Annotated in this window: 12 protein-coding genes and 1 riboswitch; of the genes, 2 read left to right on the top strand and 10 right to left on the bottom strand. The window is 72.2% G+C overall.

Annotated features, from left to right (window positions below; genetic code table 11):
• Window position 1: 1 nt before the first annotated feature.
• The 10 genes from cobI to SMIR_RS30095 form a co-directional block, all read right to left on the bottom strand.
• Window positions 2-751 carry a precorrin-2 C(20)-methyltransferase gene (gene cobI, locus SMIR_RS30050; protein WP_168490373.1) on the bottom strand — a complete coding sequence of 250 codons (750 nt, stop codon included), beginning with the start codon at window positions 749-751 and terminating at the stop codon, window positions 2-4.
• Window positions 748-2,133 carry a cobyrinic acid a,c-diamide synthase CobB gene (locus tag SMIR_RS30055; RefSeq protein ID WP_168490372.1) on the bottom strand — a complete coding sequence of 462 codons (1,386 nt, stop codon included), beginning with the start codon at window positions 2,131-2,133 and terminating at the stop codon, window positions 748-750. Before SMIR_RS30055 ends, cobI begins: the two co-directional genes overlap by 4 nt.
• Window positions 2,127-2,726, bottom strand: coding sequence for a cob(I)yrinic acid a,c-diamide adenosyltransferase (gene cobO, locus SMIR_RS30060; RefSeq protein WP_054232271.1), 600 nt, complete (start codon window positions 2,724-2,726; stop codon window positions 2,127-2,129). The genes SMIR_RS30055 and cobO overlap by 7 nt, the downstream gene beginning before the upstream one ends.
• Window positions 2,726-4,759 carry a putative cobaltochelatase gene (locus tag SMIR_RS30065; RefSeq protein WP_168490371.1) on the bottom strand — a complete coding sequence of 678 codons (2,034 nt, stop codon included), beginning with the start codon at window positions 4,757-4,759 and terminating at the stop codon, window positions 2,726-2,728. The genes cobO and SMIR_RS30065 overlap by 1 nt, the downstream gene beginning before the upstream one ends.
• Window positions 4,756-8,409, bottom strand: a complete 3,654-nt coding sequence (cobN, locus tag SMIR_RS30070; protein WP_168490370.1) for a cobaltochelatase subunit CobN — start codon at window positions 8,407-8,409, stop codon at window positions 4,756-4,758. Before cobN ends, SMIR_RS30065 begins: the two co-directional genes overlap by 4 nt.
• Window positions 8,406-9,914, bottom strand: coding sequence for a cobyric acid synthase (locus SMIR_RS30075; RefSeq protein ID WP_168490369.1), 1,509 nt, complete (start codon window positions 9,912-9,914; stop codon window positions 8,406-8,408). Before SMIR_RS30075 ends, cobN begins: the two co-directional genes overlap by 4 nt.
• Window positions 9,911-10,867, bottom strand: a complete 957-nt coding sequence (locus SMIR_RS30080) for a cobalamin biosynthesis protein (RefSeq protein WP_168490368.1) — start codon at window positions 10,865-10,867, stop codon at window positions 9,911-9,913. Before SMIR_RS30080 ends, SMIR_RS30075 begins: the two co-directional genes overlap by 4 nt.
• Window positions 10,868-10,968: 101 nt before the next feature.
• Window positions 10,969-11,109, bottom strand: a riboswitch (cobalamin riboswitch).
• Between the two features lie 111 nt (window positions 11,110-11,220).
• The gene (locus tag SMIR_RS30085) at window positions 11,221-11,445 is read right to left on the bottom strand and encodes a hypothetical protein (protein ID WP_054232266.1); all 225 of its coding nucleotides are present in this window, start codon (window positions 11,443-11,445) and stop codon (window positions 11,221-11,223) included.
• Between the two features lie 12 nt (window positions 11,446-11,457).
• Window positions 11,458-12,702, bottom strand: coding sequence for an inorganic phosphate transporter (locus SMIR_RS30090; RefSeq protein ID WP_101405904.1), 1,245 nt, complete (start codon window positions 12,700-12,702; stop codon window positions 11,458-11,460).
• A 212-nt stretch (window positions 12,703-12,914) separates the two neighbouring features.
• The gene (locus tag SMIR_RS30095) at window positions 12,915-13,667 is read right to left on the bottom strand and encodes a lysozyme (RefSeq protein WP_168490367.1); all 753 of its coding nucleotides are present in this window, start codon (window positions 13,665-13,667) and stop codon (window positions 12,915-12,917) included.
• Between the two features lie 196 nt (window positions 13,668-13,863).
• On the opposite strand from SMIR_RS30095, the gene SMIR_RS30100 reads away from it, so the two are divergent.
• Complete coding sequence (locus SMIR_RS30100) at window positions 13,864-14,589, top strand: class II aldolase/adducin family protein (RefSeq protein ID WP_168490366.1); 726 nt, start codon at window positions 13,864-13,866, stop codon at window positions 14,587-14,589.
• Between the two features lie 132 nt (window positions 14,590-14,721).
• Window positions 14,722-15,846 (top strand): alpha/beta hydrolase family protein, encoded by a 1,125-nt coding sequence (locus tag SMIR_RS30105; RefSeq protein ID WP_168490365.1) that lies wholly within the window; start codon window positions 14,722-14,724, stop codon window positions 15,844-15,846.
• The last annotated feature ends 8 nt before the right edge of the window (window positions 15,847-15,854 follow it).

Consider the following 15,854-nt stretch of genomic DNA (forward strand, 5'->3'; position numbering starts at 1 on the left):
ATCACAGTTTCCCGCCGCGCTTGCCGTCCCGCCGGGCGGGTGCGATGAGGGTGGAGAGGTACGGCAGCGGGTCGCCGTCGAGGTCGGCGGCGGGCCGGATGGACTCGCCCTCCAGCCCGAGCGCGGACCCCCACACGGCGTCGTCGAGCCGCCCCGTCACCCGCAGCGCCTCGGCGACCTCGTGCGCCTGCCGCCCGAACTTGTACGCGACGACGGTCCCGGGCCCGTTGAGGGCGTCCTTGAGCACGGCGGCCCCGGCGGTCACCGGCACGAGGGTGAGCGGCTCGGTCCCTTCCGTGAGCACGGCCCCGGAGCGTGCCGCCAGATCCTGCATGGCGGTGATACCGGGCACGGTCTCGACGACCGTGCCGGGCACCAGTTCCTCGATGGTCTGCGCGAGATAGGTGAAGGTCGAGTACACGTTCGGATCGCCGATGGTCGCGAAGGCGACGGACGCGTGCCGCCGGAGCAGCTCCGCGACCCGCGCGCCGGCGGCGTCCCAGGCGGCCTCGCGCCGCCCCCGGTCGGTCCGCTCGTTGAGCGCGAACACGACGCGGACGACCTTCTCCTCGGGCACGTAGTGCAGGACAGTGGCCTCCGCGCGCCCCCGCTCTCCTCCGTCCTTTCCATCAGGCGCGGCCATCACCGGCACGACCACGACCTCGGCGGCACGCAGCGCGTTGACGCCCTTGACGGTCACCAGCTCCGGGTCACCGGGGCCGACCCCGATTCCGATCAGCTTGCTGCTCATGACGTCCGGCACCTCTCCACGAACCGACGGGCGACACCGGGCTGTGACGCCCAGTGCGTGTGCACATAACTCGCGTGCACACCTTGTTGTACGAAACCTTCGACGCGCCGCTGAGGGGCGCGCACCCCCCAGGCGGGAGCCGCCCCGGCGCCCGGCTCGACGAGGGTCCGGTGGAACTCGTGCCCCCGCATCCGCGTCCCGGCGACGGCGAGCACGCTGTCACTCACGGCCACGGCGTCCCGATAGCCCAGGGTGAGCCGCTCACTCATCCCGGCCGAGACGTCGAGCACCCCGCACATGGGCTGCCCGTCGAGCTCGCGAGAGAGATACAGCAGCCCGGCACACTCGGCGGCGACCGGCGCCCCGCCGAACGCCAGCTCGGCCACGGCCTTGCGCAACGGCTCGTTGGCGGACAGCTCGGGCGCGTACACCTCGGGAAACCCTCCACCGATGACCAACCCGCCGGTACCGTCCGGCAGTTGTTCGTCCCGCAGAGGGTCGAAGGTGACGACTTCGGCTCCCGCGGCGGTCAGCAACTCGGCATGCTCGGCATAGGAGAAGGTGAAGGCGGCCCCTCCGGCAACGGCCACCCTCTTCGCCCCGGCCGGAGCCCGGTCCTTCAGCCCGTCCGGCGTTCGAGCAGCAACGACGTCAGCCGCATCCCAAGCCGCACCCGCCAACTCACCCGCGCCACGCGCCAACGCGAACAACGCATCCAGATCACACCCGCGCCGCACCTGCTCGGCCATCGCCGCCACGGCATCCAAGGCATCCGCGCGCCGCTCGGCAACCGGCACCAACCCCAGATGCCGGGAAGGTGTGTCCACCTGCGGAGCGCGCCGCAGGGCGCCGAGCACCGGCACCCCGGACGCGTCGAGAGCCTCCCGCAGCATCGACTCGTGCCGCTCGGACCCCACCTTGTTGAGGATCACCCCCGCGACCCGCACCTCGGGATCCCAGGAAGCGAACCCGTGCACCAGCGCGGCCACGGACCGGGACTGCGACGACGCGTCGACGACCAGCACCACCGGCGCCCGCAGCACCTTCGCCACCTGCGCCGTGGACGCGAGCTCACCCTCCCCGGCGGCCCCGTCGTACAGCCCCATCACACCTTCGACGATCGCGAGATCGCACCCGCGCGCGCCGTGCGCGAACAACGGCGCGATCAGCTCCGTACCGCACAGATACGCGTCGAGATTCCGCCCCACGCGCCCGGTGGCGAGCGCGTGGTACCCGGGGTCGATGTAGTCGGGCCCCACCTTGTGCGGGGACACGGCGAGCCCCCGTGAGGCGAAGGCCGCCATCAGCCCCGTGGCAACGGTGGTCTTGCCGCTCCCGGACGAGGGCGCGGCGATGACCAGCCGAGGGACGGAAATCACCACTCGATGCCCCTCTGGCCCTTCTGGCCGGCGTCCATCGGATGCTTGACCTTGGACATGTCCGTCACGAGATCCGCGAACTCGACGAGCTTCTCGGGAGCGTTGCGCCCGGTGATCACGACATGCTGGGTCCCGGGCCGGTCCCGCAGCACGGCGACGACCTCGTCGACGTCCACCCATCCCCAGTGCATGGGGTAGGCGAACTCGTCCAGCACATACAGCTTGTACGTCTCGGCGGCGAGGTCCCGCTTGACCTGCTCCCAGCCCTCGCGGGCCTTCTCCTCGTTGTCCATCTGGGAGTCGCGCTGCACCCACGACCACCCTTCGCCCATCTTGTGCCAGTCGACGGACCCGCCCTCGCCGGAGGCGCCGAGCACGCGCAGCGCGTTCTCCTCCCCGACCTTCCACTTCGCCGACTTGACGAACTGGAACACCCCGATGGGCCACCCCTGGTTCCAGGCGCGCAGCGCCAGCCCGAAGGCGGCGGTGGACTTGCCCTTCCCGATCCCCGTGTGCACCACGACCAGCGGCCGGTTGCGGCGCTGACGCGTCGTCAGTCCGTCCTCCGGTACGACACTCGGCTGCCCCTGCGGCATTACGCGGCCCTCCTCGAAGTCCCCTGCACATCGCGCACGAGCCCGGCGATCGCGTCGGCCCGCAACTCGTCCAACGTCACCGCCGTGCCGCCCAGTTCACCCGCGAGCCGCCCCGCGAGTCCGAGCCGCACGGGCCCCGCCTCGCAGTCGACGACCACGGAGGCGACCCCGTCGGCCGCGAACAGCCGCGCCGCACGTTCGGCGAGCGCGACGGGCTCAAGGCCGCCGGTGGCCCGCCCGTCGGTCACCACGACGACCAGCGGCCGCCGGGCGGCATCCCGCAGCCGCTCGACCCGCAGCACGTCGTGCGCGCGCAGCAACCCCGCCGCGAGCGGCGTCCGCCCGCCCGTGGGCAGCGACTCGAGGCGGGCGGCGGCCGCGTCCACGGACGAGGTGGGCGGCAGCGCCACGTCGGCCGAGGACCCCCGGAAGGTCACGAGCCCCACCTTGTCCCGCCGCTGGTACGCGTCGAGCAGCAGCGACAGCACCGCGCCCTTGACGGCACTCATCCGCTGCCGCGCCGCCATCGACCCGGAGGCGTCCACCACGAACAGCACGAGGTTGCCCTCACGCCCCTCCCGGGTGGCCTGGCGCAGATCGTCCCGTCGTACGACGAGACCGCGTCCCGACCGCCCCCGCGCCCGCTGATGGGGTGCCGCCGCCTGCACGGTCGCCGCCAGGTGCAGTTTGGTGAGCGCCCCTTGCGGCCGCCGCGACCCGGTGGTCCGCCCGTGCTCGGTCCGCGCCCGCGAACGCCGCCCGGCCGCGCCCTCGCCGAGCCCCGGCACGCTCAGCACCTTCGTGCGAAAGGGTTCGGCGGCCCGTACGGGGGACTGCTCGCCGGCGCCCTGCGCGGCCGGCGCCTGCCCGTCGTCCGAGGGCTCGCCCCGCGCCGGGACGTCACCGGCGGGGGAGTCGCCGTCGGGCCCGTCCTGAGGCGGCTGCCCACCGCCGCCGGGCCCGTCCGGGTCCGGGTCCGGATCGTCGTCGGAAGAACCTTCGCCGGAAGAACCCTCGTCCGATCCCCCGAACTCCTCCAGCGTCTCGTCGAGCTTGTCCTCGTCGAGCCCCGGCGCGTCGAAGGGGTTGCGCCGCCGCCGGTGCGGCAGCGCCAGCAGCGCGGCCTGACGCACGTCCTCCGCCAGCACTTCGGTCCGTCCCGCCCACGCGGCGAGCGCGGTCGCCGTCCGTGCCATGACGATGTCGGCCCGCATGCCGTCCACCTCGAAGGCCGCGCAGGTCGCCGCGATCTGCCGCAGCGCCGGGTCCCCGAGCCGCACGGACGGCAACAGCTCCCGCGCCGCCACGATCCGGGCCCGTACGGCGGACTCCTCGTCGGACCAGCGCTCCGCGAAGCCCGCCGGATCGTCGTCGTAGGCGAGCCTGCGCCGCACGACCTCGACCCGCTGGTCGGGCTCCCGCGAGGCGGCCACCTCGACGGTCAGCCCGAACCGGTCGAGCAACTGCGGCCGCAGCTCGCCCTCTTCGGGGTTCATGGTCCCCACGAGCAGGAAGCGTGCCGCGTGTCGTACGGAGACGCCCTCGCGCTCGACGTACGAGGCGCCCATGGCTGCGGCGTCCAGCAGCAGGTCGACCAGGTGGTCGTGGAGGAGGTTGACCTCGTCGACGTACAGGATCCCGCGGTGCGCGTCGGCCAGCAGCCCCGGCTCGAAGGCCTTCACGCCCTCCGCGAGCGCCCGCTCGATGTCGAGCGCGCCCACGAGCCGGTCCTCGGAGGCGCCGACGGGCAGCTCGACCATGCGGGCCGGCCGGGTCTCGAACGCGCCCGGCTCGTGCGGACCGTCGGGACACGCCGGGTCGGGCCCGGCCGGGTCGCACGAGAACCGGCACCCGGCGACGACGTCCACTCCCGGCATGAGCGCCGAGAGGGCGCGTACGGCCGTGGACTTGGCCGTGCCCTTCTCACCGCGGACGAGCACACCGCCCACGGCGGGCGACACGGCGTTCAGCAGCAGCGCGAGCCGCAGGTCGTCCTGGCCGACCACGGCCGTGAACGGGAACGGGGTACTCACTGGTCGTCGCCCTCCAAGTCGCCTTCGAGCTCCAGATAGGTGGCGCGCAGCCGCTCCAGCGTGTCCGCGTCCGGTTCGGCCCACAGCCCCCGGTCGGCGGCTTCGAGGAGACGTTCCGTGATGCCGCGCAGCGCCCACGGGTTGGACTTCTTCATGAAGTCCCGGTTCTCCGCGTCGAAGACGTACTCCGCGCTGAGCTTCTCGTACATCCAGTCGTCCACGACCCCGGCCGTGGCGTCGTACCCGAAGAGGTAGTCGACGGTCGCCGCCATCTCGAAGGCGCCCTTGTAACCGTGCCGTCGCATGGCGGCCATCCAGCGCGGGTTGACGACCCGGGCGCGGAAGACGCGGTGGGTCTCCTCGCCCAGCGTGCGGGTCTTCACCTGGTCCGGTACGGCCGAGTCGCCGACGTACGCCTCCGGGCTCGCGCCCGTCAGGTGCCGGACCATCGCGACCATGCCGCCGTGGTACTGGAAGTAGTCGTCGGCGTCGACGAGGTCGTGCTCGCGGGTGTCGACGTTCTTCGCCGCGACGGCGATCCGCCGGAACGCGATCTCCATGTCCCCGCGCGCCGCGCGCCCGTCGAGCCCGCGCCCGTAGGCGTAGCCGCCCCACACCGCGTACACCTCGGCGAGGTCGGCGTCGGAGCGCCAGTTGCGGGCGTCGATCAGGGGGAGGAGACCGGCGCCGTACGCGCCCGGCTTGGAGCCGAAGATACGGGAGGTGGCGCGGCGCCGGTCGCCGTGCTCGGCGGTGTCCTCGTCGGCGTGCGCGCGGACGTAGTTGCGGTCGCCGGGCTCGTCGAGCTCGGCCACCGCGCGCACCGCGTCGTCGATCAGGCCCACGACGTGCGGGAACGCGTCCCGGAAGAAGCCGGAGATGCGGACCGTGACGTCGATGCGCGGCCGGCCCAGCTCCTCCAGGGTCACCACGTCGAAACCGGTCACGCGGCGCGAGGCGTCGTCCCAGACCGGGCGGCAGCCGAGCAGCGCGAGGATCTCGGCGATGTCGTCGCCCTGGGTGCGCATCGCGGACGTGCCCCAGACCGTCAGACCGACGGACTTCGGGTACTCGCCCGTGTCCTGCAGATACCGCTGCACCAGGGAGTCGGCGAGCGACTGCCCGACCTCCCAGCTCAGCCTGGACGGGATCGCCTTGGGGTCGACCGAGTAGAAGTTGCGGCCGGTCGGCAGGACGTTCACCAGCCCACGGGTCGGTGAGCCCGACGGGCCCGCGGGGACGTAACCGCCGTCCAGGGCGCGCAGGATGTGGGTGATCTCGTCCGTCGTCCGGGCCAGGCGCGGCACGACCTCACGGCAGGCGAACTCCAGCACCGCGACGGCGTCGGGGAGTTCGACGCCCAGCACCTCCCGCACGAGAGCGGTGCTCTCGGACGTCACCCAGCCGCGCTCCTCCATGCCCTCCGCGATCCGGCGGCACAGCTGCTCCAGCAGGTCGATCGCGTCGGCTCCGGTCCGCGCCGGGCCCTCGACGAGGTCCGTCAGTTCCACCGGCACCTTCACCGGCGCGCCCGGCTCGGCGAGCAGCTCCTTCTCGACCAGCCCGAAGTACTCGGCGAGGCAGGCCCGCAGACCCGGCAGCGCGTTCGCGGTGCCGCCCCACACCTGGGAGGCGCGCAGCACGGCCAGCACGAGGTTGACGCGCGGTTCGGCCTCCGGACCGCCGCCGAGGATGTGCAGGCCGTCGCGGATCTGCACGTCCTTGATCTCGCACAGATAGCCGTCGATGTGCATCACGAACTCGTCGAAGTCGCCGTCGTCCGGCTGCTCGTCGACATGCAGGTCGTGGTGCAGCTCCGCCGCCTTGACCAGCGTCCAGATCTGCGCGCGGACCGCCGGGGCCTTCGTCGGGTCCAGGTCGGACACCAGCGCGTACTCGTCGAGGAGCTGCTCCAGCTTCGCGAGGTCGCCGTAGGTGTCCGCGCGGGCCATCGGCGGTACGAGGTGGTCGACGACCGTGGCGTGGCCGCGCCGCTTGGCCTGGGTGCCCTCGCCGGGGTCGTTGACGATGAAGGGATAGATGAGCGGGAGTTCGCCGAGGACGGCGTCCGGCGCGCAGCCGCCGCTGAGCCCGAGGCCCTTGCCCGGCAGCCACTCCATCGTGCCGTGCTTGCCCATGTGCACGACGGCGTCGGCGCCGAAGCTGTTTTCGAGCCAGCGGTACGCGGCCATGTAGTGGTGCGACGGAGGCATGTCCGGGTCGTGGTAGATCGCGATCGGGTTCTCGCCGAAGCCGCGCGGCGGCTGGATCATCACGACGACGTTCCCGAACTGGAGGGATGCCAGGACGATGTCGTCGCCGTCCACGTACAGGCTGCCCGGCGGCTCGCCCCACGTCTCCAGCATGCCGTCGCGCAGCTCGGGGTCGAGCTTGTCGAACCACGCCCGGTAGTCGGCGAGCGGCACACGCGCGGGGGCGGCGGCGAGTTGCTCCTCGGTGAGCCATTCGACGTCGTGGCCACCGGCGTTGATGAGCCGGTGGATCAACTCGTCGCCGTTGTCGGGGTGCCCTTCGACGACGTACCCGGCGTCCCGCAGCGCGTCGAGCACCCGTACGGCCGAGGCGGGCGTGTCGAGGCCCACCGCGTTGCCGACCCGGGAGTGCTTGGTCGGGTAGGCGGTGAAGACGAGCGCGAGCTTCTTGTCCGCGTTCGGCTTGTGCTTCAGCCGGGCGTGCCGTACGGCGATTCCGGCGACGCGCGCGGCCCGCTCGGGGTCGGCGACGTAGACCGGCACCTCGTCGGGACCCTGCTCCTTGAAGGAGAAGGGGACGGTGATCAGACGGCCGTCGAACTCGGGGATCGCGACCTGCATCGCCGCGTCCATGGGGGAGAGGGCGGCGTCCGACGCGGCCCAGGCACTCCTGGACGAGGTCAGGCAGAGCCCTTGCAGCACGGGGACGTTCAGGTCGGCGAGCGCGCCGATGTCCCAGGCCTCCTCGTCGCCGCCCGCGGACGCCTCCGAGGCGTGCGTGCCGCCCGCCGCGAGCACGGTGGCGACCAGTGTGTCCGCCTTGCCGAGGATCTCGTACAGGCCCGCGTCCGCGCCGCGCAGCGAACCGCAGTACACGGCCAGCGCGTTGGCGCCGCGCGCCTCGATCGCGTCGCACAGCGTGTCCACGAACGCGGTGTTGCCGGACAGCTGGTGGGCCCGGTAGAAGAGCACGCCGACGGTCGGGCGGCCCTCGACGAACGTGCGCTCACCGTGGACGCCGTACTCCGGCATCTTCCGCGGCTCCTCGAAGCCCTCGCCCGTCAGCAGCACGGTGTCGGAGAGGAACCGGGCCAGTTCGGTGAGGTTGTCCGGGCCGCCCTCGACCAGGTAGCGCAGCGCCTCGGCGACGACACCGGCGGGCACCGACGACTCCGCCATCAGTTCGGCGTCGGGGACGGACTCCCCGCCGAGCAGCACGGTGGGGATGCCCGAGGCCTTCAGCTTCCGCAGGCCCTCCTCCCAGGCACGCTTGCCGCCCAGGAGCCGTACGACGGCGATGTCCGCGCCCTCGACGAGGGACGGCAGTTCGCCCTCGACATCCACCCGGGTCGGGTTGCCGATCCGGTACGGGGCGCCGGAGGCACGCGCCGCCAGCAGATCGGTGTCGGCGGTCGACAACAACAACACTGTGCTCATGCGGGCGCTCCCGGTGGAATGAAAGGCAGTCCTTGCGGCGCGCCCGACTCGATGAGCCGCCACAGCGCGTCCGTGTCCGCGTGTTCCTCGATCAGATCGCCGAGCCGGTCGAGCTGCTCCTCGCGCAGCGCCGCGAACGACGTGTCGGCGGCCGGCACGAAACGACGGCCCGCGGCGGCCGCCACCTCGCGCAGGAAGGCGCGCCGGAAGCCGTCCGACTCCAGCGAGCCGTGCCAGTGCGTGCCCCAGACGGCACCGACCCGGCAGCCGTCCAAGAACGGTTCACCGCCCGTCACATCGGCGACGCCGTGATGGATCTCGTAGCCCTCGACGTGCTCGCCGAGGGCCTCCCCGACGGGCCGGGTCAGGGTCTTCTCGCGTGCGAACCGCACCCGGACGGGCAGGAGTCCGAGTCCGTCGACGTGACCGGCGCGCGATTCGACCTCGTCCTCGATGTGCTCGCCGAGGACCTGGAAACCGCCGCAGATGCCCAGTACGGGCCGCCCCTCGGCGGCTCTGCGCAGGATGGCGTCCGCGAGTCCGCGCTCGCGCAGCCACTCCAGCGCCTTCACCGTCCCCCGGGTCCCGGGGACGACGACGAGGTCGGCGTCGGCCAGCTCCTCGGTCCGGTCCACGAACCGCACGACGACACCCGGCTCGGCGGCCAGCGCGTCCACGTCCGTGAAGTTGGACATCAGCGGGATCGCGCAGACGGCGACGCGCAGCACGTCCTCGCCCACGGGGGAGGTCACTCGGGACTCCCGGACCGCTCCCCGCAGCGACACCCGCAGCCCGTCCTCCTCGTCGATGCCGAGGCCGTGCCGGAAGGGCAGGACGCCGTACGTACGCCGCCCGGTGAGGCCGTGGAGCATGTCGAGCCCCGGCTCGAGCAGGGAGACGTCCCCCCTGAACTTGTTGACGAGGAACCCGGCGACGAACTCCTGGTCCTCGCGCGACAGCAGCGCGACCGTCCCGAAGAACGAGGCGAACACACCCCCGCGGTCGATGTCGCCGACGACGAGCACGGGCAACCGCGCATTGCGCGCGATCCCCATGTTCACGATGTCGGTCCGCCGCAGATTGATCTCGGCAGGACTGCCGGCTCCCTCACAGATCACCGCGTCATACGTGCCCCGCAACTCGGCGAGGCAGTCCAGCACGGTGGTGAGGAGGGCTTCCTGCCGCCCGCCGTGGTAGCCACGGGCGGTCATCTCGCCCACGGGTCTGCCCATGAGGACGACCTGACTGCTCCGGTCGCTGCCCGGCTTGAGCAGCACGGGGTTCATGAGCGCGGTCGGCTCCACCCGGGCGGCCTGCGCCTGCATGGCCTGGGCGCGCCCGATCTCGGCGCCCTCGCGCGTCACGAACGAGTTCAGGGACATGTTCTGTGCCTTGAAGGGCGCGACCTTGACGCCCTGCCGCACCAGCCACCGGCAGATCCCGGCGGTCACGACGCTCTTGCCCGCGTCGGAGGTGGTTCCGGCGACGAGCAGCCCGCCGCTCATGACGTACGCCCCTTCCTGAGAAGCCTCTGTACGAGCAGCCGCCCGCCGGCACTCAAGCCGAGGGCGAGCCAGCCGACACGCCGTGACAGCCGTACGGCCCGTTCGATGTCGTCGACGTGCACGGCGCGCCCGGCGCCGTTGAGTTCGGGCCGGTGCTCGACGCGGCCGCCGTAGGAGAGGGTGCCGCCCAGACGCACCCCGAGCGCCCCCGCGAACGAGGCCTCCACGGGCCCGGCGTTGGGGCTCGGATGCTTGACGGCGTCGGCGCGCCAGGCCCGTACGGCTCCTCGTGGATTGTCACCCGCGAGGGCTGCGAGCACGGCGGTGAGACGAGCCCCCGGCCACCCGGCGACGTCGTCGAGCCGAGCCGAGGCCCACCCGTACCGCCGGTACCGGGGCGACCTGTGACCGACCATCGCGTCAAGGGTGTTGACGGCCCGAAAGCCCACGAGCCCCGGGACTCCGCCCACGGCCCCCCACACCAGGGCGCCCACCACGGCGTCGGAGGTGTTCTCGGCGACGGACTCGACGACGGCGCGCGCGATACCGTCGGCGCCGAGGGCCTGGGGATCGCGCCCGCACAGATGCGGCAGCCGCTCCCGGGCCGTCTCGATCTCCCCGTCCGCGAGGGCGTCACCGATCGCCCGGGCCTCCCGCCCGAGCGTGGTGCCTCCGACGGCGGCCCAGGTGGCGGCGGCCGTCAGCGCGAGCGACGCGGCACGTGAGGGGCGTACGGCACGGGAAGCGACGGCGGCGAGTCCGGTGGCACCGCCCACACACACGGCGGTGTGCAGCGCGCCCCACCCGCGGTGGTCCCGCCACAGCACCCGCTCCACGGCGCCCGCGCTCCGCCCGAACGCGGCGACCGGATGCCCCCGGCGGGGATCGCCGAGCAGCAGGTCACCGAGGAGTCCGGCGGCGGCGCCGTACGCGAAGACGCGATCGGCACGCACGCGGTCAGCCGACCGTCAGGTCGGGTGGAACCGTCGCTCGCAGGGCACTTGGGCAGCCGCGCATGGCGTTATGTCCTCACTCAGGGTGTCCACGCCCTGGTTCGACGAGACCGGCGGGGAGAGTTCCTGGCTCCCGGGGAGTTCCTTCCCCGGTCACAGTGGCGGGACCGCGCCGGATTCACACCGGCTTCCTCTTCTGTCGCCGTACTTGGCTCCGGCAGTCCACCACGGGTTGGAAGACCCGTCAACTTGCTGTTGACCTGCGCGGGGAGAGTGTGCGAAGGCCCACATACAGGTGGGGTGCGGGACGGTGATCCGTCCCGCACCCCACTCGAAGTGGTGCCCGTTTTGGGTTACTTGCCGACGATCAGGAAGATGCCGTACGCCACCGCCGCGGCGCACGCCGCGAAGCAGACGTACGCGCCGGTGACCGCGAGGGTCGCGGAGCCGCCCTGGGCGGACGCGGACTCGCGCTTGGAGAGGCCGACGATGCCGAGGGTGAAGAGGCCGACGAGACCGACGGTGGTCACGAGGCTGACTCCGAAGACGGAGCCGAGGGCTGCCCAGTCGATGTGCATGCTGTTCTGTCCTTACACCGTGGCCGGGCGGGTGGGCTCCGCGTCCGGGGACGGGATGGTGGTCTTCAGGTCGCCGGACAGGTCGCCGGTGACGGGGCCCGCGGGCGGCGGGGTGACGGCGGCGATCGCGGCGGTGACGACGCCCGCGGGCTCGGCGTCGACGTCGTTGACGTTGTCGACGGTGACCGGCTGGCGGCGGGAGAGCTTCCAGATGGTGCCGGCGCCGGCGACGAGCAGCGCACCGGTGAGGACGATGCCCCACGTGCCCTGCTTGGTCAGGAACTCGGCGGAGGCCCCGGCCAGACCGGCGGCCGGCAGGGTCAGGCCCCAGGCGACGAACATCCGGGTCGCGGTCGACCAGCGGACCACGCCGCCCTTGCGGCCGATGCCCGAGCCCATCACGGCGCCGGAGCAGACCTGGGTGGTGGAGAGGGAGAAGCCGATGTGCGAGGAGGCCAGGATGGCCGTCGCGGCGCTGGTCTGGGCGGCGAAGCCCTGCGGCGGCGCGAGGTCCGTGAGGCCCTTGCCCATGGTGCGGATGATGCGCCAGCCGCCCAGGTAGGTGCCGAGCGCGATGGCCGTACCGGCCGAGACGATGACCCACAGCGGGGGGTTCGAGCCCGGGGCGATGACGCCGCCGGTGACCAGCGCGAGGGTGATGATGCCCATCGTCTTCTGGGCGTCGTTCGTGCCGTGCGCCAGGGAGACCAGGCCGGCGGAGGCGATCTGGCCGGCGCGGTAGCCCTTGGCGGTCGCCTTCTCGTCGGCGCGGTTGCCGATCCGGTACGTCAGCCGGGTGGCCAGCATCGCGGCGAGTCCGGCCACGATGGGCGCGGCGACCGCGGGGATCAGCACCTTGGTGACGACGGTCGAGCCGTTCACCGACGACCAGCCGGCCGACATGACCGCGGCGCCGATCAGGCCGCCGAACAGTGCGTGGGAGGAACTGGAGGGCAGACCCAGAAGCCAGGTCAGCAGATTCCAGAGGATGGCGCCGACGAGCGCCGCGAAGATCACTTGGACGCGTATGCCCTCTTCGTTGATGATCCCGCCGGAGATCGTCTTGGCGACCTCCACGGAGAGGAACGCGCCGACGAGGTTCAGCACGGCGGACATGGCCACCGCCGTCTTGGGCTTCAGAGCGCCGGTCGAGATGGTGGTCGCCATCGCGTTGGCAGTGTCGTGGAAACCGTTCGTGAAATCGAACACGAGAGCGGTGACGATCACGATTCCGAGGAGGAGCGTGATGTGTTCCATTTACCCAGGCTTCTGTTTGGCGTCAGTGGCAGGTGGACCGTAGGCAACCTGAGTGAACGGAAGGTGAACTGGGGCGGGCGCTGGGGTGTCTCAAACGGTGGACCGCCCCTCCGTTTGTGATGACCAGTGTGCGGGAGGGGCGGCCCGATGACTTACCAGATGTTCGAACGGGGGCGGAATCTCGGGTTCCGACGGGGGGTGTTCGAGGGCTTCTAGCCGGTGGCGAACTGCTTGAGCCGGGTCATGGATCCGTTGAAGAGATTCTGGTCACCCGGGAGCGTGCCGCTGTTGTCGTACTGCCAGAACGTCCACGTCGACCAGCCGGCCGGCAACGCGCCCGTGTCCGCGGAGTCGTAGCGGGCGAGCCACAGGGCGTGGTTCGCGGCGAAGGCGCCGCTGCCGCCGGTGCAGGTGTTCCACCAGTGGGTGGTCGTGTAGATGACCGGACGGCGGCCGGTCTCCCGTTCGAGTTCGTCGCTGAACGCCTGGATCCAGCTCACGATCCTGTCCTTGCTCAGGCCGTAGCACTTGTGCTTCTTGTCGTACGGGTTGTACTCCATGTCGAGCGCGGGCGGCAGCGTCCAGCCGTCCGCGCGCCAGGCGCCGCCGTTGCGCACGAAGTACGCGGCCTGAGCGGCGCCGGACGACTTGTCCGGCACCGCGAAGTGGTAGGCGCCGCGGAGGATCCCCGCCTCGCGCGCCCCGTCGTACTGCCGGGCGAAGTACGGATTGCGGTACGTGTGGGACTCGGTCGCCTTCACATAGACGAACCGGGCGCCCTTCGCCTTCGCGCTCTGCCAGTCGACGTTCTTCTGGTGCGAGGAGACGTCGTGGCCCTTGGGTTTGGCCGCCGCGGCGACCGGGGCCCCGGCGAGGACGGTCCCCGCGGCGGTGAGTGCCGCCACGGCGGCCGCCGCCGCGAGGACGCGGGCACGACGAAGGAGTGGTTTGTGGTCACGAGCCATGTTTTCCCCCGGAATGGCGACGTGCGTGACAAATCCTCCAGAGGCTATTGGAAGATCGTTGAAAGCCCGTCGATCGCCAGCCAATCACCCCAGGAGGGCGATATGTTCCGGTATGTAGCCTTACGGACGCTTGTCTTCCGCCCTAAAGTGCCCTCGTCGACAGCGGGTTGACGTTCCCGCCTGGCAGGATCGCCGCATGGCTGAGCAGCGGCGGGACGCACGGGAAGTGCGGGACGTGGGGGAGAGCACGCCGGGCGCGCGCGAGCGGGAGGTGGCGGCCGCGTGGGACGAGCTCGTCGCGACGGCCCGCCGAACGGTGGCCGACGGTCTGGTCGTCGGTACGTCGGGCAACGTCTCCGTCCGGGTCGGCGACACGGTCCTGGTCACACCGACGGGAGTGCCCTACGACCGGCTGAGGCCCGAAGACGCCGTCGGTGTGGACCTCGAGGGCCGGCAGGTCCTCGGTTCGCTCGTTCCGACGAGCGAACTGCCGATGCACCTCGCCATCCACCGCGCCACCGACGCGCGGGCCGTCGTCCACACCCACGCCGCGCACGCGACGGCCGTCTCGGCCCTCGTCCCCGAGCTCCCCCTGATCCACTACATGGCGGGCGCCCTCGGCGGACCGGTCCGAGTTGCCCCCTATGCGACCTACGGCACCCCGGAGTTGGCCGAGAACATGCTCCAGGCCCTCACCGGCCGCACGGCCTGCCTCCTCCAGAACCACGGCACCATCGCCTACGGAGCCTCGCTGTCCCAGGCGTTCGACCGCACCGCCCAACTGGAATGGATGTCCCGCGTCTGGCTCCTGGCGTCGTCCGTGCCCGGCCTGTCCCCGACACTGCTCTCGCCGGAACAGGTGGACGAGGCGGGGGAGCGGCTGGGGCGCTACGGGCAGGGCGGCGGGGCCGGTCCCCGCTGATCCGGCGCGGTGCGGCGACCCGGTGGTGCCGGTGCGCGCCCGGTGCCGGGGAACGAGCCCGCGCACCCCAAGGCGGAAGCCCACCGCCCGCTCCCGCTGGCCGACCGGGGGCCGCGCCGGGAGACTGAACCCGTGCGTACTGTCAAAGCGACGGCCGCGGCCGTCTCCGTAGCCCTGGCCGCGGGCGCAGCCTCCGTGGCGGCGGGCCGCTTCGCCAGCGACGCCGCACTGAAGGCGCCGCCCGGCAGGCCACTGCCCACCGAGCCCCGGCTCACCGTGCACTCCACGGCCGCGGGCCGGATCACGCTCACCCGCGACCTGGCCTCCCTGCGCCCGGGAAGGTACGGCCTCACGGGCGACGGCTCCCACGCGGTCGTCGGTCCCGTCCTGGACTCCCCACCCCACACCGCCGACACGGTCGTACGCCGCCTCGAACGCGTCACCCACGGCACCCTGGAGACCGGTGACAAGGCGTGGCTCACCCCCAACCTGTACATCGGCAACCCCGGCAGCGCCCTCGGTCTCGACCACGCCGACGTGGACGTCCCCGGCGAGCTCGGCCCGCTGCCCGCCTGGTTCGTGCCCGGCACCCGCACCACCTGGGTGATCACGGTGCACGGGCTCGGCACCACCCGCGAGCACCCCATGAACGTGATGGAGTTCCTGCACCGCAACCGGCTCCCCGTGCTCGACCTCGCCTACCGCGGCGACCTCGGCGCACCCCGCTCCCCGGACGGCCTCAGCCACCTCGGCGAGACCGAGTGGCGCGACCTGGACGCCGCCGTGCGCTACGCCGTGCGCTACGGCGCCGACCAGGTCGTCCTGTACGGCTGGTCCATCGGCGCCACCATGGCCCTGCGCACCGCCGCGCACTCCGCCCTGCGCGAGCGGATCTCCGGGCTGATCCTGGACTCGCCCGTCCTCGACTGGGGAGCCACGCTGCGCGCCCTCGCCTCGGCCCGCCACACGCCCAGCGTCCTGCTGCCCCTCGCGGTCCGTGCCGCGCAGGGCCGCACCGGTCTGCACGGCGACCGGATCCGGGAGGCCGCCGACCCCGGCCAGCTCAAGGTCCCGACCCTGATCGTGCACGGCCCGGACGACACCATCGCCCCCTGGGGCCCCTCACGCCGCCTCGCCGAGCGCCGTCCGGACCTGGTCACCCTGCACACGGTCCCGAACGCCTCCCACGGCGCCATGTGGAACGCCGCCCCGAACTACGAAGAGGCCCTACGCCGCTTCCTGACCCCCCTGATGTAGCCACCCCG

The sequence above is a fragment of the Streptomyces mirabilis genome, assembly GCF_018310535.1.
Lineage (GTDB): Bacteria > Actinomycetota > Actinomycetes > Streptomycetales > Streptomycetaceae > Streptomyces.

What these genes read in the sequence shown, in the direction of transcription:
- cobI (WP_168490373.1), bottom strand. Translation starts at nt 751, where the DNA reads ATGAGCAGCAAGCTGATCGGAATCGGGGTCGGCCCCGGTGACCCGGAG.
- cobO (WP_054232271.1), bottom strand. Translation starts at nt 2,726, where the DNA reads ATGCCGCAGGGGCAGCCGAGTGTCGTACCGGAGGACGGACTGACGACG.
- cobN (WP_168490370.1), bottom strand. Translation starts at nt 8,409, where the DNA reads ATGAGCACAGTGTTGTTGTTGTCGACCGCCGACACCGATCTGCTGGCG.
- SMIR_RS30075 (WP_168490369.1), bottom strand. Translation starts at nt 9,914, where the DNA reads ATGAGCGGCGGGCTGCTCGTCGCCGGAACCACCTCCGACGCGGGCAAG.
- SMIR_RS30085 (WP_054232266.1), bottom strand. Translation starts at nt 11,445, where the DNA reads ATGCACATCGACTGGGCAGCCCTCGGCTCCGTCTTCGGAGTCAGCCTC.
- SMIR_RS30090 (WP_101405904.1), bottom strand. Translation starts at nt 12,702, where the DNA reads ATGGAACACATCACGCTCCTCCTCGGAATCGTGATCGTCACCGCTCTC.
- SMIR_RS30095 (WP_168490367.1), bottom strand. Translation starts at nt 13,667, where the DNA reads ATGGCTCGTGACCACAAACCACTCCTTCGTCGTGCCCGCGTCCTCGCG.
- SMIR_RS30100 (WP_168490366.1), top strand. Translation starts at nt 13,864, where the DNA reads ATGGCTGAGCAGCGGCGGGACGCACGGGAAGTGCGGGACGTGGGGGAG.